The sequence below is a fragment of the Pseudomonas sp. TNT2022 ID1044 genome (assembly GCF_028656895.1).
Classification (GTDB): domain Bacteria; phylum Pseudomonadota; class Gammaproteobacteria; order Pseudomonadales; family Pseudomonadaceae; genus Aquipseudomonas; species Aquipseudomonas reinekei.
On the sequence record NZ_JAMDHB010000001.1, the window covers coordinates 906,346 to 922,139 of the forward strand.

The window sequence follows — 15,794 nt, forward strand, 5'->3', positions numbered from 1 at the left end:
GCCCTCGCCCATGAAAAGGCCGCGGGAAACCGATTTCGCTTACCAGGCTGTTTATCGTTACCTGACCCATCTCATTGGCGAAACAGCCAGCGACGCGCGTGTACGTCTGCCTTCGTTGCGGCAACTGGCGCAGCGGCTGAATGTGTCGATTTCCACCATTCAGTACGCCTACGCACTGCTGGAGAAAGAAGGGCGGGTGTACTCAATGGCAAAATCCGGCTACTTCGCGCAGCCGGTGCCCGCTGCGAACACGCTACACAGCGGCAATGACTTGCTCGAAAGCCTCTACGTCAACGCACGCCGCCCGGGGATGCTGGTGCTGAGTGCAGACGATCCGGCGATGTTGCAGCCCATCGACAGCCCGCTGTTACTGCTGGAAAGAGAATTGCTGCGCCAGTATCCACGGCAGCCGCACGCGCACTCGCAACCCTGTGGCGAACTCGAGCTGCGTATGGCATTGGCCGCGCGCTACACCACTTCGCCGCTACGTTGCTGGCACGCTGACGACATCTACATCGGGGCGGACCTGCGGGGTGTGCTGGAGATTCTGATTGCGGTGCTGGGCCTCAGGGAGGAGACGGTCGTGGTCGAATCACCGTGCGACTGGGGGATTCTGCGTTTGCTGGAAGCGGCAAGCGTTCGGGTCATCGAGTGGCCGGTCATGGCCGATGACCGCCTGAACCATGATCTTCTCAAGGACCTGCTGGAAACCGAGTCTGTACGCCTGGTGATGGTTTCATCCGGCCTGAACATGCCCAGGGGCAGCCAGGCGCCGGATGACAACCGTGAGGCCATCGCGCAGCTGTTGAAGGCGCATGACTGCTGGGTCCTGGAGAACGACTGCTACGGCGAACTTGAATTCGAACCCGTTGGGCCGAGATTCCGGGAGCTGCTGACGCCGGAACGTCTGATCGTGTTTTCCTCGTTCGAAAAGATCATGGGGCCGGAAGCGCCCTTTGGTTACCTGCTTTCGCGCCACATGCGCATGGAGTTGCAGCGACATTTTCTGCTGCGAGCGTTTCGTTTGTCTGCCATCCGCCAGAAAGCCATTGCCCGCTTGTACAGCAACGGGCGCATCGACCAACACCTGCAATTGCTGCGGCGTCGTCTCAAGGACGGCAAGGTGCAGATGATTCAGTTGCTGCAAGAGCGGCTGGCCGATGCCTTGCATTTCGTCGAGCCACGAGGGGGGGCAACCATCTGGGTGCGCCCGTTGCGACGGGTCAACGTACGCCGCGTGTTCCAGCGCCTGCTCAAACAGCAGGTGGTCATCGCGCCGGGAGAACTGTTCAGTCTGCAAGGTTTGCATGCTCAACACCTGCGTTTGAGTCATAGCGTATGCGCTGAACAGGATCTGGCGAACGCCCTCGGGCAGCTGGCGGATGCGCTGCGTTTGGAGGCGGTCGAGTGAGTGCCGCTCCCGGTCTGGCGCAATGCTCGACTTTTATAACATTGCCCGTGCGCCTGGGACGGGATCGATAACGTCGCGCGGCGGTCAAACTGCCAGTAAACTGCGATCCAACTCCTGAACCACTCTATTCCAGAGGTTTTGCATGACACTCAGTCAATATGCGGGCAAACCGGCACCGGCAGAATTGTTGGTCGACATCCCGCGACTGGTTACGGCGTATTACACCGGCCAGCCAGATGCCGCCATTTCGACCCAGCGCGTGGCGTTCGGTACGTCAGGGCACCGAGGCAGCTCCTTCGACCTGAGTTTCAACGAATGGCACGTTCTGGCCATCAGCCAGGCTATCTGTCTGTATCGCGAAGCCCAGGGCATCGATGGCCCGCTGTTTGTTGGCATCGATACCCATGCGCTGTCCACTCCAGCCGGCGCCAGCGCCCTGGAAGTGCTGGCCGCCAATGGCGTGACCGTGATGATTGCCGAGGGCGACGAGTACACCCCGACGCCGGCAATCTCCCATGCGATTCTCTGCTACAACCGCGGGCGCACCTCGGGCCTGGCCGACGGCATCGTCATCACACCGTCCCATAACCCGCCGCAAAGCGGTGGCTACAAATACAACCCCACCAACGGCGGCCCGGCCGATACCCACATCACCAAGTGGATCGAAGCCAAGGCCAATGAACTGCTGGGCAACAAGCTCGCGGGCGTCAAGCGCATCAGCTACGAACAAGCGCTGAAGGCCAGCACCACCCATCGTCACGATTATGTGAACACCTACGTTGCCGACCTGATCAACGTCATCGATTTCGACGCGATTCGCGATGCCAAGCTGCGTCTGGGCGTTGATCCGCTGGGCGGAGCAGGGGTGCGCTACTGGTCGGCGATTGCCGAGCATTACCGCCTGGACCTCGACGTAGTGAACAAAGAGGTCGACCCGACTTTCCGCTTCATGACCGTCGACTGGGATGGCCAGATTCGTATGGACCCGTCGTCCACTCACGCCATGCAGGGCCTTATCGGCCTCAAAGAGCGCTACGACGTGGCATTCGCCTGCGACCCGGATCACGACCGTCACGGCATCGTTACGCCGTCCGGTGGCTTGCTGGCGCCGAACAACTACCTCGCGGTGTCCATTGATTACCTGTTCCAGAACCGCCCGCAGTGGCGCGCCGATGCCGCCGTCGGCAAAACCGTGGTCAGCAGCGGCCTGATCGATCGCGTGGCCAAGCGCCTGGGTCGTCGCCTGTACGAAGTGCCGGTCGGCTTCAAGTGGTTTGCCGATGGTTTGTTCGATGGTTCGCTGGGCTTTGGTGGCGAAGAGAGCGCCGGTGCTTCGTTCCTGCGCAAGGACGGTGGCGTCTGGAGTACCGACAAGGACGGGCTGATCCCGGCATTGTTGGCCGCCGAGATGACCGCGCGCACCGGCCGCGATCCAAGCCAGGCCTATCGTGCGTTGACCGATGAGCTGGGCGAGCCGTTCTCGGTGCGCGTCGACGCCAAGGCCAACCCCGAGCAGAAAGCGCTGCTGAGCAAGCTGTCGCCGGCACAGGTTACTTCGACCGAACTGGCAGGCGAGGCCATTCAGAGCATTCTGAGCCACGCGCCAGGTAACAACCAGGCGATCGGCGGCTTGAAGGTCATGACCGAGAACGGCTGGTTCGCGGCGCGTCCGTCGGGTACCGAAGACATCTACAAAATCTATGCGGAAAGCTTTGTCAGCGACGATCACCTCAAGCAGTTGGTGGCCGAAGCGCAGACATTGGTGGATGGCGCCATCTCTACCCAATAACTGTAGGAGCCGGCTCCTACAGGTAGCGTGCAGTGTCTGGTCCTGAAACAGGTGTAAACCTGTTTCAGGACCAGACATGCAGTTACTCAATCAAGCCAGATCCACCAACACGATTTCGCTGTCCTCGATCGCCGTTACCCGCAATACCTGCTCATCGGCAACCGCAACACCGTCGCGAGCTTGTGCACGCAAGCCATTGACGTCAATGACACCGGTGGCCGGAACCAGGTACGCGCGACGGCCGCTGTCCAGTTGGTATTCAGTCGTTTCGCCGGCCTTCAGGTTCGCTGCCACCAGCCGGGCATCGGCGCGAATACGCAGGCTTTGATCATCGCCGGCCTTGCCGCTGGCCAGGGTGACGAAACCTTCGCGCTGACCAGCGGGGAACGGCTTGGCGCCCCAGGACGGTGCCAGGCCGGATTCATTGGGAATGATCCAGATCTGGAAAATCTTGGTCGGCGTCGCTTCCAGATTGTATTCGCTGTGGGCGATCCCGGTACCCGCGCTCATGACCTGAACGTCACCGGCTTCAGTGCGACCCTTGTTGCCCAGGTTGTCCTGGTGGGTAATCGCACCTTCACGTACGTAAGTGATGATTTCCATGTCCCGGTGCGGATGCTGGGGGAACCCGGTGCCGGGGGCGATCACGTCGTCGTTCCATACCCGCAGGTTGCCCCAGTTCATGCGTTTGGGGTCGTAATACTCGGCGAACGAAAAGTGATGATGGGCATCCAGCCAGCCGTGGTGGGCGCCGCCCAGCGAGTTGAAAGGTCTGAGTTCAAGCATGATCGTCTCCTGAAAGGTTCGTCATGGCGCCTGACGCGCGAGCCATGAAGCGAGACCGGTGGTTGATGACGGTCATCATCCAGCAGGCAACCATCGAGAAAAAGCGTAAAAAATGCCTCATAACAATCGAATGTCTTGATATGAAAACCGTCCCAACGTTCTCATCCAGCCTTCACTTCATCGCATAAGCCAATGAGTCATAAGCATTTGACTAGAACTCAGCGGTAAATGCAGACACCATAGCCCTCAACAGTCTCAGACCCTGGAGTCCGTCCGCGTGGCGCAACACACCCCCGATCTTCCACCTGAACTTCGTCCTCTGGCCGAGATGCCGCTGCTCAAACGCCTGGCCGCCCGGTTTTTTGGCCATGGCTTGACCCGCCTGCGCGCACAGCACCGCGCGTCCTGGCTGCACGGCCAAGCGGACGGTTTCCGCAGCGGGCACAGTGCCGGGGTGGATTACGGCTACAAGGAAGGCAAGCTTGAAGGGCTGGAAGAAGGCCGTCAGGTGTTGCTGATACGTGACTCGCGCAGCACCGAGCATCGACCACCCAACATTGATGACCACCTGTTCGATGATTGGCGCTTGCCGCTAACCGCCGAGCTGAAAAAGCGCATGAAGGCCGACGTTGCCCGACTCTTGCCGCCGCACGCTCAACCGAGCACTGCGCAATGGAAGATGATTTTCAGTGATACGCCGTCTACATCGGTGATCGCCGGCGCCGGTGCGGGCAAGTCGACAACGCTGGTGTTGCGCATTGTGTTGCTGACGCAGTACCTGGGATTCGAGCTGAGTTCGATGACGGTGGTGACTTTCACCCGCGAATCGCGCAAAGACTTCATCAATAAACTGATCGAGTTGTTCGCGCTCTGGGGGCGAGCGCTCAGCTTCAAGGAAGCCCGTGACCTGGTGCGAACCTTCCACTCGCGAATCCTGCCCATGGTGCGCAGCCTGCCGGGCTTCGAGCATTTGCAGGCCTTCGAGAACCTCAGCCACAGAGCTCAAGGCAGCGACGAAGAGGTGGACAGCAATCCCTTCGACCTGCGCATCAACGATGCCCAGCGCCAGCAACTCAATGCCTGTTATCACGCCTTGTACACCCGCGACGAACGCTTTCGCGAGCTGATCAAGCCATTATCGCGCCATGCCTTGCAACTCAAGGAACTGGAGCGCGATCACCCGGATGTGCAGAAACGCGTGGCGGTGACCGAGTTGGCCGCCAAGCGTGATGAAGAACTCTGCGACACGATCGAGGACTTGTGGTTTCGAGCCAAAGCCTGGCCGATCAAGGGGATAGAGCCTGATCGTCAGACGTTTGATATCAATGGCTCGACGTTCCATTGCCACGGCTATATTCCGTCGCTGGACGCCTGGGTGGTGCTGGGCTTCGACCCCCGGGAAAACCCGCAGCTGACACGTCCCAATGCCAAATTGAGCGTGCGCGCGGAATGGGCGGTAAAACGCACCCTGTTTCAAGCTTTCTGTTGTAAGCCTTTGATATGGCTGGATAGTTATGAGTCATCAAGGCGTGTTCTGGCTTCGCTGGCAGGGGATGCCAGTGCCGGGCCGGGCTTCGATTACAAGGTCAAGGGTGAACTCGCCTCCGCACCGTTGCTCGACTGTTTTGTCGCCGCCGCCGGGTTTATCGAGAACCTCGGCCTGGATGTACCGACCGCCGTGGGCCAGATGAGTTTTGGCAAGGACGACCCGGACCGGTTCTTTTTCGAAGCCTTGAGTCTGTACTGGCGAGCGCTGGAAGATCACTTGCTCGACCAGAAGCCACCGATCATGACGTACAACCGGATGTTCGCCCTGTTCAGCGAGCACTCGCCGGAAAACCTCAAGTTGCTCAGTGATGAGCTGCTGCGGCCGCTGTCGCATTTGATGATCGATGAATTCCAGGACGTATCACCGCAGATCGTGTCGTGGATCCGCGCCAGCCTGACGGAAATCCGCAGTCGCGGCCCGGCCATGCACGTCGGGCGTGGCGCGCAACGCTCGTCATTGCTTTGCGTGGGGGACGACTGGCAGTCGATCTACGGATGGCGCGGCAGTTCGCCGAGTTACTTCATGGAGTTCAACAAGGAATTTTCGTCACCGAGCACCACCAAAGTCATGCTCAGCGATAACTACCGCAGCCATCAACACATCATCGACGCCGCCGAACACATCGTGCGTGCCGCGCCGGCGATCCCCGGCAAGAAGGCCAAGGCCAGTGGTGAGCCGAAGCCGTTGCTGCCGGTCAACGTACTGGATCGGGATGACCAAGGCATGGCGCAAAGGCTGATGGAGCATTACCGGAAGGGTGATTCAATCTTGATGCTCTATCGAAAAGGTAGCGATAAGTCATTGATTGAAGAGCATATTAATCCTGTAGTTAATGTTGATTCTAGCTTGCCGTATGAAGCCAGGCGCTTGAAACAGCTGACCTATCACAGCGCCAAGGGGCTGCAGGCCGACGCGGTGTTCCTGCTCGGCGATTGCCAGCACTTGACCAGTTCGCCCTACAAGAATCAGGTGTACCGCATGGCGGGCCTGGGCAAGGCTGGCGACAGCGAACCGTACGACAATGCGCAGAAAGACGAAATCCTGCGCCTGGCTTACGTGGGCATTACCCGGGCGGTAAGCCACTGCTATTGGTATGTCGATGGGCAGGAAACCCAGGCGGTGAATATGCCGAAGGCTTCGGACCGTATTGGTAAGGGCAAGGCGTTCTTTGTCGATCATCGCCAAGGAAAGGCTGCGATCCTTTGATTCACCCAACAAAAAGCCCACATCAAGTGGGCTTTTTCATGACTATCTACCTTCAGGCATAACTCCTGAGAGCCACCGGGGGGATGAATGTCTCCAGCTCATCCTCCACGGCTTCGATTATTCGTTCCACATCGGCGGCATTCATCACCGTCGCACAGGGGATACCGGCAATGGCGATCATGGTTTCGCCAGTGGCTCGATCAAACAAACGGGCGATCATGCTGCCCGGCGCATCCATGCTTGCCTCGAAACCCATGGGATGAAAATGCCAGCGCATCAGCTGGCAGGCGTTTGGAAAAGTAACCTGACTGAACCCTTTATTCATGTGTTGCCCGCCTTCTTCATCGAGCGCTTCCTTTAGCTCACGTTAGGAGGGAAGAGCCTTCAATGGCTCAACCGATGACAGACCTTAAAAGTAGCAGCTTGATGTGAAAATAATGTGGAATTTTCAGGTCATTTGGCGATTGCTTCACGTTTTTTATTCTCACCCGGCTGCGCAAACGATTTCGCAGAACCGGCGGCGTTCGTTTAGCCATTGATGCATAAGCCGAAGTTGGGCAAGCTCGGCTTTTTCACGTCGAGACCTTTATGCACGCCGAGGATGATGGCCCGCAGCAAACCCAGGCCACGGGCGAGACGGTCATGCGTTATCATTTGCGCTGGAAACACCGGGATCTGGAGGGCGTCATGGCGCTTTATCACCCCGATGTCCAGTACAACGACTTTTTCCAAAACCGCGTCATGGGCCTTGAACAGTTGCGCGAGTACGTGCGCAGCAGCATGCCCCGCGATCCGGACGAAGCGCTGGAGCACTCGGACCGCATCCGCCTGGATGGCAACACCGCGTTCATTCAGTACCGCATTACCCTGCGTGGAGGCGAGGGGCTGGTGTCGTTTCGTGCCAGTGAAGCGATCACCGTCAAGGACGGGCTGATCTGGCGGGTCAACGAATATGCCTCGCTGGTGCATGAGCAACCCAGCAGTAAAAGCAGCGGCACTCAGCGGCCGGCGGTCAGTCGTCTCGGCTTGTCACCGCGTCAATTGAGTTTCATGGCCGATGATCTGCAACAGTATTTCCAGCGCCAGCAACCCTATCTCGACCCTGAGCTCGACCTGCAACGGGTGGCGAAGGAGTGTGGCTACAGCCGCAACCAGATTTCCTACTTGCTCAATCAGGTGCTGGGGCAGAGCTTCTATCGCTACGTAAACCAGGCGCGCCTGCAACACTTGCTCGCGGCCCTGGACCAGGCTGCGCCACCGCTGCGCATCGACGAACTGGCGTTCGCTGCCGGGTTCAATTCGCTGTCGGCGTTCTACAGCTGTTTCCGCCAACACACCGGGCAGTCACCCAAGGCCTACGCCAAACAAATTTCTTTGCGTGCACGCGCGCAAGACAACGCTTAAGCCCTCGCACTAGGATCAGCGCCAACGAAGTTTGATTGGCGGAGTCTTGCATGCCGGCGTGGCGCACTATCAGTTTGTGGATGGACCAACTCGACGAGCCGTTGCTGGCGCGTCCGGCACTGGAACAGGATCTGGACGTCGACGTCGCGATCATCGGTGCCGGGTACACCGGCCTGTGGACCGCGTATTACCTCAAGCGTCAGGCCCCTGACCTGAACATCGCCATCATCGAGGCGCAAACCGCCGGGTTTGGCGCATCGGGTCGCAATGGCGGCTGGTTGATGGGCAATTTGCTGGGCGAGGATCGGCTTCTGGCTGGCCTGTCACCCGAGCAACGACGGGCGTCTTACGATCTATTGCACGCCATTCCGGATGAAGTAGCGATTGTCCTGGAACGTGAAGGCATCGACTGCGATTACCGCAAAGGGGGCGCGCTGTACTGCGCTGCCCGCTATCCGGAGCAGGAAGCCAGCCTGCGCCAGTATCTGGACAAGCTCTACAAGCAAGGGCTCAACGAAAGCGATTACCGCTGGCTCAGTCCGGAGCAATTGGCGCAGCAGATCCGGGTCGCCAAACCCTACGGCGGCATTTACGCCCCCCACGTGGCGACCATTCACCCAGCCAAACTGGTACGCGGGTTGGCGCGCACGGTGGAGCGCATGGGCGTGCGCATCTATGAGAACAGCCCGGTGACCCAATGGCAGTCCGGCAGCCTGCGCACGGCGAAAGCCTCGGTGCGCAGCCGTTGGATTGTGCCGGCGGTAGAAGGCTACTCGGTGACGCTGCCGCCGTTGGGGCGTTATCAGTTACCGGTGCAAAGCCTGATCGTCGCCACCGAGCCACTGTCCGCCGCCACTTGGGACGAAATCGGCCTGAGTCGTGGACAGGCGTTCAGTGAAAGCAGCCGGCAGGTCACGTACGGCCAGCGCACCGCGGACAACCGGCTGATCTTCGGCGCCCGGGGCGGTTATCAGTTTGCCGGCCAGTTGCGCCACGACTTCGACCTGACGCGCAGCGAAATCGAGCTGCGGCGCTATCTGTTCGGTGAATTGTTCCCGCAACTGAAGAATGTACAAATCACCCACGGCTGGGGCGGCAACCTTGGCATGTCCCGACGCTTCAAGCCACACATGCTGTGCGACCGGGTCAGTGGCATTGCCCTGTCAGGCGGTTATGGCGGGGAGGGTGTGGGCGCCAGCAACCTGGGCGGACGGACCTTGGCCGACCTGATCCTGCAACGCGATACCGAGCGGGTGCGTCAGCCGTGGGTCATTCCCCAAGGCGGTCTTGATGCACTCCGGGCCTGGGAGCCCGAACCCTGCCGCTGGCTCGGTTACAACGCGATCATCCGCAGCTTTGTCCACGAAGACCAGACCCTCGCCAACCCGGCCACTGCCCCTTGGCGGCGCAGACTTGCCAGCGGGGTGGCGGGATTCATGGAAGGTTTCATGCAGTAAACGGCGCGTTTCACAACCACAGGTACTCCCATGAGCATCACGCAGTTCAAAAACACCGCAACCCTGAAGCTGGAAGAGTCGAACCCGGTCGCCGTGCCACTCGGTACGCCGGTGGCCGTGGCCTCGACCACCAGTGTCGAGCGCGACGACGGCGTCGAAACCGGCGTCTGGGAATGCACCCCCGGTCGCTGGCGGCGGCAGATCGTTGCCCAGGAATTCTGTCATTTCATCCAGGGGCGCTGCACCTTCACCCCGGACAATGGCGAAACCCTGCACATAGAAGCGGGGGACGCACTGATGTTGCCAGCCAACAGCCTCGGCATCTGGGATATCCAGGAAACCGTGCGCAAGACTTACGTTTTGATTTTTTGATCCTTTGATTGCCTGCCAACAAAAACAACCCCTACAGGAATCGACTCATGATCCGAAAGACACTGACACTGGCCCCGCTGATGCTGGTCGCCGCCATCAGCCAGGCAGCTGAGACCGTCAAAATCTATAACTGGTCGGACTACATTGCGCCGGACACCACGAAGAACTTCCAGAAAGAAACCAGCATCGACTTCACCTACGACGTCTACGACAGCAACGAAACCCTCGATGGCAAGCTGATGACCGGCCAATCCGGTTATGACGTGGTGTTTCCGTCCAACCACTTCATGGCGCGGCAGATCGAAGGCGGGGCGCTGAAGAAACTCGACAAGTCCCAGCTGCCGAACTGGAAGAACCTCAATCCGGTGTTGCTCAAGGCCCTGCAAACCAACGATCCGGGCAACGAGCACGGCTTCCCGTACCTGTGGGGCAGCACCGGCATTGGCTACAACATTGCCAAAGTCAAAGCGGTGCTGGGTGATAACGCGCCGGTGGATTCCTGGGACTTGATCTTCAAGCCGGAAAACATGCAAAAGCTGCAAAAGTGCGGCGTCGCCATCCTCGACAACGGCCCCGAATTGTTACCCGCAGCGCTGAATTACCTGGGCCTGCCGCATCACAGTAAAAACCCGGAAGACTATAAAAAGGCCGAGGACTTGCTGATGAAGGTCCGGCCTTATATCAGCTACTTCCACTCGTCCAAGTACACCAGCGACCTGGCCAACGGTGACATCTGCGTGGCTGTCGGCTTCTCCGGCGACATCCTGCAGGCGGAAAACCGTGCCAAGGAAGCCGGGAATGGCATCGACATCGGTTACTCGATTCCCAAAGAAGGCGCTGCAATCTGGTTCGACATGGTCGCCATGCCTGTCGATGCGCCGGACGAGAAGGCCGGTTATGCCTTCATGAACTACCTGCTGCGCCCGGACGTCATGGCCAGCATCAGCAATTACGTGCATTACGCCAACGGCAACGAACAGGCAGACAGCCTGATCGACCCGGCCATCAAGAACGACACCAAGGTCTACCCGAGTCCGCAAATGATGGGCAAATTGTTCGCCCTGGAAGCCATGCCACTGAATATCGACCGGATTCGGACGCGGGTGTGGAACAAGATTCGTACCGGTAGCTGATCAGGTTAACGGTAGCGACTATCTAGGTCTCCTCGCGAGCAGTCTCATTCCTGGAACTGGAGCACCCTGCAGGAGTGAGACTGCTCGCGATGAGCGAAAACCCGGTCTTCAGTCTTCCTCGCGAACCGTCGCCACTTCGTCAGCCTTGACCTTGACCTTCGCCCCGGAAATATCCTCGAACTCGTAGAAGCCATCCTTGTTCTTGGTTTTCGGCATGTCCTTGGTCAAATACTGGGTGCCGTTCTGCAAGGTCACCACGGTTGGCGTCGAGCAACCGGCGAGGGCCAGAAAGGCTACTGCCGCCAGGGGCAATCCCAGAGTCTTGATATTCATAACCACCTCTTAAACAAAAAAAGCTGCGACGGTTGCGCACGACAGCACCTGTAACGCGGTTGGTTCCATGGATCGGCGGAAAGTTCTGCGCGCCCAAAAAAATAACCTGTCAGCGCCGCCGCTTATCCTTTTCCGTTTGCGCCGGGCAGGTGGTTGCTGGTATCTGTACGCATAACCAGTACTCGCTTGCCATGGCCTTTATTTCCTGTGACTGCAAATCCCCTCGACGATCCGTTCTATTACTTGAATAACTTCATGCAAGTCATTGATTGGCTTGAGCATCGTTATGCCGACGTGCTGAGCGACGAGGAGCAATGCTTTATTCGCGACTTCAAGGGCTTGCCACGTGAGTCCGGGGCATTACTGGTCCGCATGATCATGCGCAAGGGTATTCACTTCAGGGCCGGCAAACTGCATTACACCGAGATCGGCGACATTGCCACCGCTGCCAGTCCGTTGCTGGTCCTGGGGTGGGTTGATGAACAGATGGCCCTGACGGTGGAGGAACTGTTCGAGGTGCTGCTCAAGGCCGAAATTCTCCAGTGCCTGGGTTCGGCCATCGATCAACCCAAGGGGAAAAAGACTGACTGGCTGCCGGTACTGAGTGAGCAATTCCCCGAGGCGCGTAGCTTCAACCAGTGGAGCCCGGCGCTCAACGACCGCTTGCTCAGCCTGACCATCATGGGCCTGTGCGATCGCCTGCGCTTGATGTTTTTTGGCAATCTTTACCAGGACTGGTCGGAGTTCGTGCTGGCGGACCTCGGCATCTTTACCTACGAAAAAGTCGATTTCTGCGCTGAATCCCGAGGCCTGCGCAGCCGTGAGGACGTGGACGCCTGCATGTTCCTGCACCAATGCCAGCAACTGTTCGAGGCCAGTGAGGCGCTGGCCGATGTGGTCGGGCTGGTCAACGGGCTGACATTGAGCAATCCATGGCTGCAAAGGCGCCGGGACAAACTGCTGTTCCAGATCGCCCAGCATTGCGAACGCATCGCCGATTTCGCCTCTGCGCTGGCGCTTTATCGCCAGTGCAAATATCCCGGCGCGAGGCTGCGGTTAATCCGCGTGCTGGAACGCTGCAGTGAATTTGAACTGGCGCTGGAACTGGCCATCCAGGCCGAACAAACGCCGGAAAGTGCCGCCGAACGACAGGTGCTGCTGCGGATGCTGCCAAGGCTGCGGCGCAAGCTCGGCGGGCCGCCGATGAAACGCCCGTCGCCCCGGGAAATGCTGCGCCTGGACTTGCACTTGCCGCGTTCCGACCTGGAGTTATCGGTGGAGCAGTACGTCCAGGCCCATCTTTCGGAAGACGACGCACCGGTCCATTACGTCGAAAACACGTTGATCAACTCGTTATTCGGGCTGTTGTGCTGGCCTGCGATTTTCGCGCCGTTGCCCGGCGCCTTTTTCCACCCGTTCCAGCGTGGGCCGGTGGATCTGCTCAACGAGGATTTCCATGAGCGCCGGGCAGATCTGTTCCGGGCGTGCCTGGAAGAACTCGACGACGGTCGTTATCGGCAGACCATCCGTGAACGCTTTACCGACAAATGGGGCGTGCAGTCGCCGTTCGTATTCTGGGGCGTGCTCAACGAGGCGTTGCTGGAACAGGCGCTCGACTGTTTGCCGGCGGAGCATCTCAAGCACTGGTTCAACCGGTTGTTGCTCGACATCAAGGCCAATCGCGCCGGCATGCCCGACCTGATCCAGTTCTGGCCGCAGCAAAAGACCTACCGCATGATCGAAGTCAAAGGGCCGGGGGACCGCTTGCAGGATAACCAGCTGCGCTGGCTGGAATTCTGCCATGAGCACCGCATGCCGATTGCCGTTTGCTACGTGCAATGGGCGGAGCAAGAGGCTTGAGCTACAGCATTGCCGTGCGGGCGCTGTGTGAGTTCACCGCCAAGGTCGGGGACCTTGACCTGCGCTTCACACCGTCGCCAACGGCGCTGGAAGGTATTGTCGGCCATCGCACGGTGGCATCCCGGCGCAGCGAGGGCTACCAAAGTGAAGTCGCCCTCGAAGGGCTGTTCAAAAGCCTGAAGGTCAAGGGCAGGGCGGACGGTTACGATCCGGCGCAAAACTGCCTGGAGGAAGTCAAAACCTACCGTGGCGACTTGAGCAAGCAACCGGCCAACCACCGTCAACTGCATTGGGCGCAAGCAAAGGTCTACGGCTGGCTGATGTGCCAGAAACTGCAGCTTGAGCAGATCAATCTGGCGCTGGTCTACTTTGACATCGTCAGCGAAAAAGAAACCTGCCTGGTCGAGTCTTTCAGCGCCGGGCAGCTGCAGGCGTTTTTCGAGCAGCATTGCCTGCTGTTTTTGCACTGGGCCGAACAGGAAATGGTCCATCGCGAAAGGCGCAATCGCGCGGCGCAGCAATTGAAATTTCCCCATGCCGGTTTCCGCCCGGGCCAGCGTCATCTCGCCGAATCGGTGTTCAAGGCCGTCAGTACCGGCCGTTGCCTGATGGCTCAGGCGCCGACCGGCATCGGCAAAACCGTCGGTACCTTGTTCCCGATGCTCAAAGCCCTGGCGCCGCAGCAACTGGACAAGGTGTTTTTCCTCACCGCTAAAACCCCGGGACGCAAACTGGCACTTGACGCCGCGCAGGTGATTCTCGACAGCACCGATGCGCCGCCCCTGCGGATTCTGGAGATGATCGCTCGGGACAAGGCTTGCGAGCATCCGGACAAGGCTTGCCACGGCGAATCCTGCCCGCTGGCCCAGGGTTTCTACGATCGCTTGCCAGCGGCGCGTCAGGCGGCCAGTGAAGTGAGCCTGTTGAACCAGAATGGACTGCGCCAGGTTGCTCTGGAGCATGGGGTTTGCCCGTATTACCTGAGCCAGGAAATGGCCCGCTGGGCCGACGTGGTGGTCGCCGATTACAACTATTACTTCGACTTCAGCGCCTTGTTGTTCGGACTGGCCCAGGCCAATCACTGGAAAGTCGCGGCGCTGGTGGACGAAGCCCACAATCTGGTGGAGCGCGGCCGTCAGATGTACAGCGCCAGCCTCGACCAATCGGCCCTCAATGGCGTAAGAAAAACCGCCCCCGAAGCATTAAAAAAGCCACTGCAACGGGTCAACCGCGAATGGAATGCCCTGCACAATCAGCAAGCGGGCGCTTATCAGGCCTATGACAAGCCTCCGGACAAGTTGCTGCAGGCGTTGTCGTCGTGCAGTGCGAGCATCGGCGACTATCTGAACGATCACCCACAAGGACTGGACAGCGCGCTACAGAGCTTCTATTTCGAGATGCTGCAGTTTTGCCGGGTGGGCGAACTCTTCGATCAGCAGTTTCTGTTCGATATCAGCAAGCGCGACCTCGAGCGCAAAAAAAGCCTTTCGCAGGTCTGCCTGCGCAACGTGGTGCCCGCCGGCTTCATTGGGCCGCGTTTGACGGCTGCACGCAGCACCGTGCTGTTTTCCGCGACGCTCAGCCCTCGGCACTATTACGCTGATTTGCTGGGAACGCCGGCGAACACTGTGTGGATTGACGTGGAGTCGCCGTTTCACGCCGACCAGTTGCAGGTGCACATCGTCAATCAGATCTCCACGCGGTTCGTCCACCGGCAGGCGTCGCTGGCGCCGATCGTCGAGCTGATCGCGCAACAATTCACCCGGCGTCCCGGCAATTACCTCGCGTTCTTCAGCAGCTTCGATTACTTGCAGCAAGTCGCGCAGCTATTGGCCGAGCGCTATCCGCAGATCAACCTGTGGTCGCAATCGCGCGCGATGGCAGAGGAGCAGCGTCAGCAGTTTCTCGATCAATTCACCGCCGAAAGCCAGGGTGTTGGCTTTGCCGTATTGGGCGGGGCGTTTGGCGAAGGCATCGATTTGCCCGGTGCACGCCTGATTGGCGCGTTTATCGCCACACTTGGGCTGGCACAACTCAATCCCGTCAATGAACAAATGAAACGACGCATGGCGGCGATTTTCGGGGCGGGCTACGACTACACCTATCTGTATCCCGGCGTACAGAAAGTGGTGCAGGCCGCGGGCCGAGTGATTCGCACCCAGCAGGATCAAGGGGTGGTGATGTTGATCGATGACCGCTTCGGCGAGGGCAAGGTCAGGCAATTGTTGCCTCGCTGGTGGTCAATAGAACCGACGCTTTTTCACTCCGCCCAGTAGGAATTATTACCTTTCAAATCATGGACATAAGTTAAATCAAACCGCGGTTTGAACAATCACTGGAAACGCACTTTATTGAAATGGCCGGGTATCACTTTCACCGGCTCTTCGATCAGGAAATCGAGCGATGTCAGAAGCACCGACACACCCCTAACGACCTGTATGCCTACATCGTGAAGTACGTTTACCGTTAACCGCTCGTTCAGTGGTTTTACGGC

At 59.0% G+C, this 15,794-nt stretch carries 12 protein-coding genes; 9 read left to right on the forward strand and 3 right to left on the reverse strand.

Annotated elements, in window-relative coordinates; genetic code table 11:
- Positions 1–10 precede the first annotated feature (10 nt).
- Both M5G20_RS03990 and pgm read left to right on the forward strand, forming a co-directional pair.
- Positions 11–1,411, forward strand: a complete 1,401-nt coding sequence (locus tag M5G20_RS03990; protein ID WP_273918001.1) for an aminotransferase-like domain-containing protein — start codon at positions 11–13, stop codon at positions 1,409–1,411.
- Between the two features lie 142 nt (positions 1,412–1,553).
- Positions 1,554–3,200 carry a phosphoglucomutase (alpha-D-glucose-1,6-bisphosphate-dependent) gene (gene pgm, locus M5G20_RS03995; protein ID WP_273918002.1) on the forward strand — a complete coding sequence of 549 codons (1,647 nt, stop codon included), beginning with the start codon at positions 1,554–1,556 and terminating at the stop codon, positions 3,198–3,200.
- 90 nt (positions 3,201–3,290) lie between these two features.
- Here the strand turns inward: pgm and M5G20_RS04000 are convergent, their stop codons facing one another.
- Positions 3,291–3,986: a pirin family protein gene (locus M5G20_RS04000; protein ID WP_273918003.1), complete on the reverse strand. Its 696-nt coding sequence runs from the start codon at positions 3,984–3,986 to the stop codon at positions 3,291–3,293.
- A 277-nt stretch (positions 3,987–4,263) separates the two neighbouring features.
- On the opposite strand from M5G20_RS04000, the gene M5G20_RS04005 reads away from it, so the two are divergent.
- The gene (locus tag M5G20_RS04005) at positions 4,264–6,741 is read left to right on the forward strand and encodes a UvrD-helicase domain-containing protein (RefSeq protein WP_273918004.1); all 2,478 of its coding nucleotides are present in this window, start codon (positions 4,264–4,266) and stop codon (positions 6,739–6,741) included.
- A 52-nt stretch (positions 6,742–6,793) separates the two neighbouring features.
- Here M5G20_RS04005 and M5G20_RS04010 read toward each other — a convergent pair whose 3' ends face one another.
- On the reverse strand, positions 6,794–7,066 hold the full coding sequence (locus tag M5G20_RS04010) for a DUF1652 domain-containing protein (protein ID WP_273918005.1): 273 nt from the start codon (positions 7,064–7,066) through the stop codon (positions 6,794–6,796).
- A 263-nt stretch (positions 7,067–7,329) separates the two neighbouring features.
- On the opposite strand from M5G20_RS04010, the gene M5G20_RS04015 reads away from it, so the two are divergent.
- The 4 genes from M5G20_RS04015 to M5G20_RS04030 are packed head-to-tail and all read left to right on the forward strand — an operon-like array spanning position 7,330 to position 11,107.
- Positions 7,330–8,145 (forward strand): helix-turn-helix domain-containing protein, encoded by an 816-nt coding sequence (locus tag M5G20_RS04015; RefSeq protein ID WP_150732880.1) that lies wholly within the window; start codon positions 7,330–7,332, stop codon positions 8,143–8,145.
- 50 nt (positions 8,146–8,195) lie between these two features.
- Positions 8,196–9,602, forward strand: a complete 1,407-nt coding sequence (locus M5G20_RS04020; protein WP_273918006.1) for an NAD(P)/FAD-dependent oxidoreductase — start codon at positions 8,196–8,198, stop codon at positions 9,600–9,602.
- Between the two features lie 30 nt (positions 9,603–9,632).
- Positions 9,633–9,974: a cupin domain-containing protein gene (locus tag M5G20_RS04025; protein ID WP_273918007.1), complete on the forward strand. Its 342-nt coding sequence runs from the start codon at positions 9,633–9,635 to the stop codon at positions 9,972–9,974.
- 47 nt (positions 9,975–10,021) lie between these two features.
- The gene (locus M5G20_RS04030; protein ID WP_273918008.1) at positions 10,022–11,107 is read left to right on the forward strand and encodes a polyamine ABC transporter substrate-binding protein; all 1,086 of its coding nucleotides are present in this window, start codon (positions 10,022–10,024) and stop codon (positions 11,105–11,107) included.
- Between the two features lie 108 nt (positions 11,108–11,215).
- Here the strand turns inward: M5G20_RS04030 and M5G20_RS04035 are convergent, their stop codons facing one another.
- The gene (locus tag M5G20_RS04035) at positions 11,216–11,440 is read right to left on the reverse strand and encodes a YgdI/YgdR family lipoprotein (RefSeq protein ID WP_273918009.1); all 225 of its coding nucleotides are present in this window, start codon (positions 11,438–11,440) and stop codon (positions 11,216–11,218) included.
- Positions 11,441–11,647: 207 nt separating this feature from the next.
- On the opposite strand from M5G20_RS04035, the gene M5G20_RS04040 reads away from it, so the two are divergent.
- On the forward strand, positions 11,648–13,300 hold the full coding sequence (locus M5G20_RS04040) for a VRR-NUC domain-containing protein (protein WP_337994287.1): 1,653 nt from the start codon (positions 11,648–11,650) through the stop codon (positions 13,298–13,300).
- Positions 13,297–15,576 (forward strand): ATP-dependent DNA helicase, encoded by a 2,280-nt coding sequence (locus tag M5G20_RS04045; RefSeq protein ID WP_273918010.1) that lies wholly within the window; start codon positions 13,297–13,299, stop codon positions 15,574–15,576. Before M5G20_RS04040 ends, M5G20_RS04045 begins: the two co-directional genes overlap by 4 nt.
- Positions 15,577–15,794 lie beyond the last annotated feature (218 nt).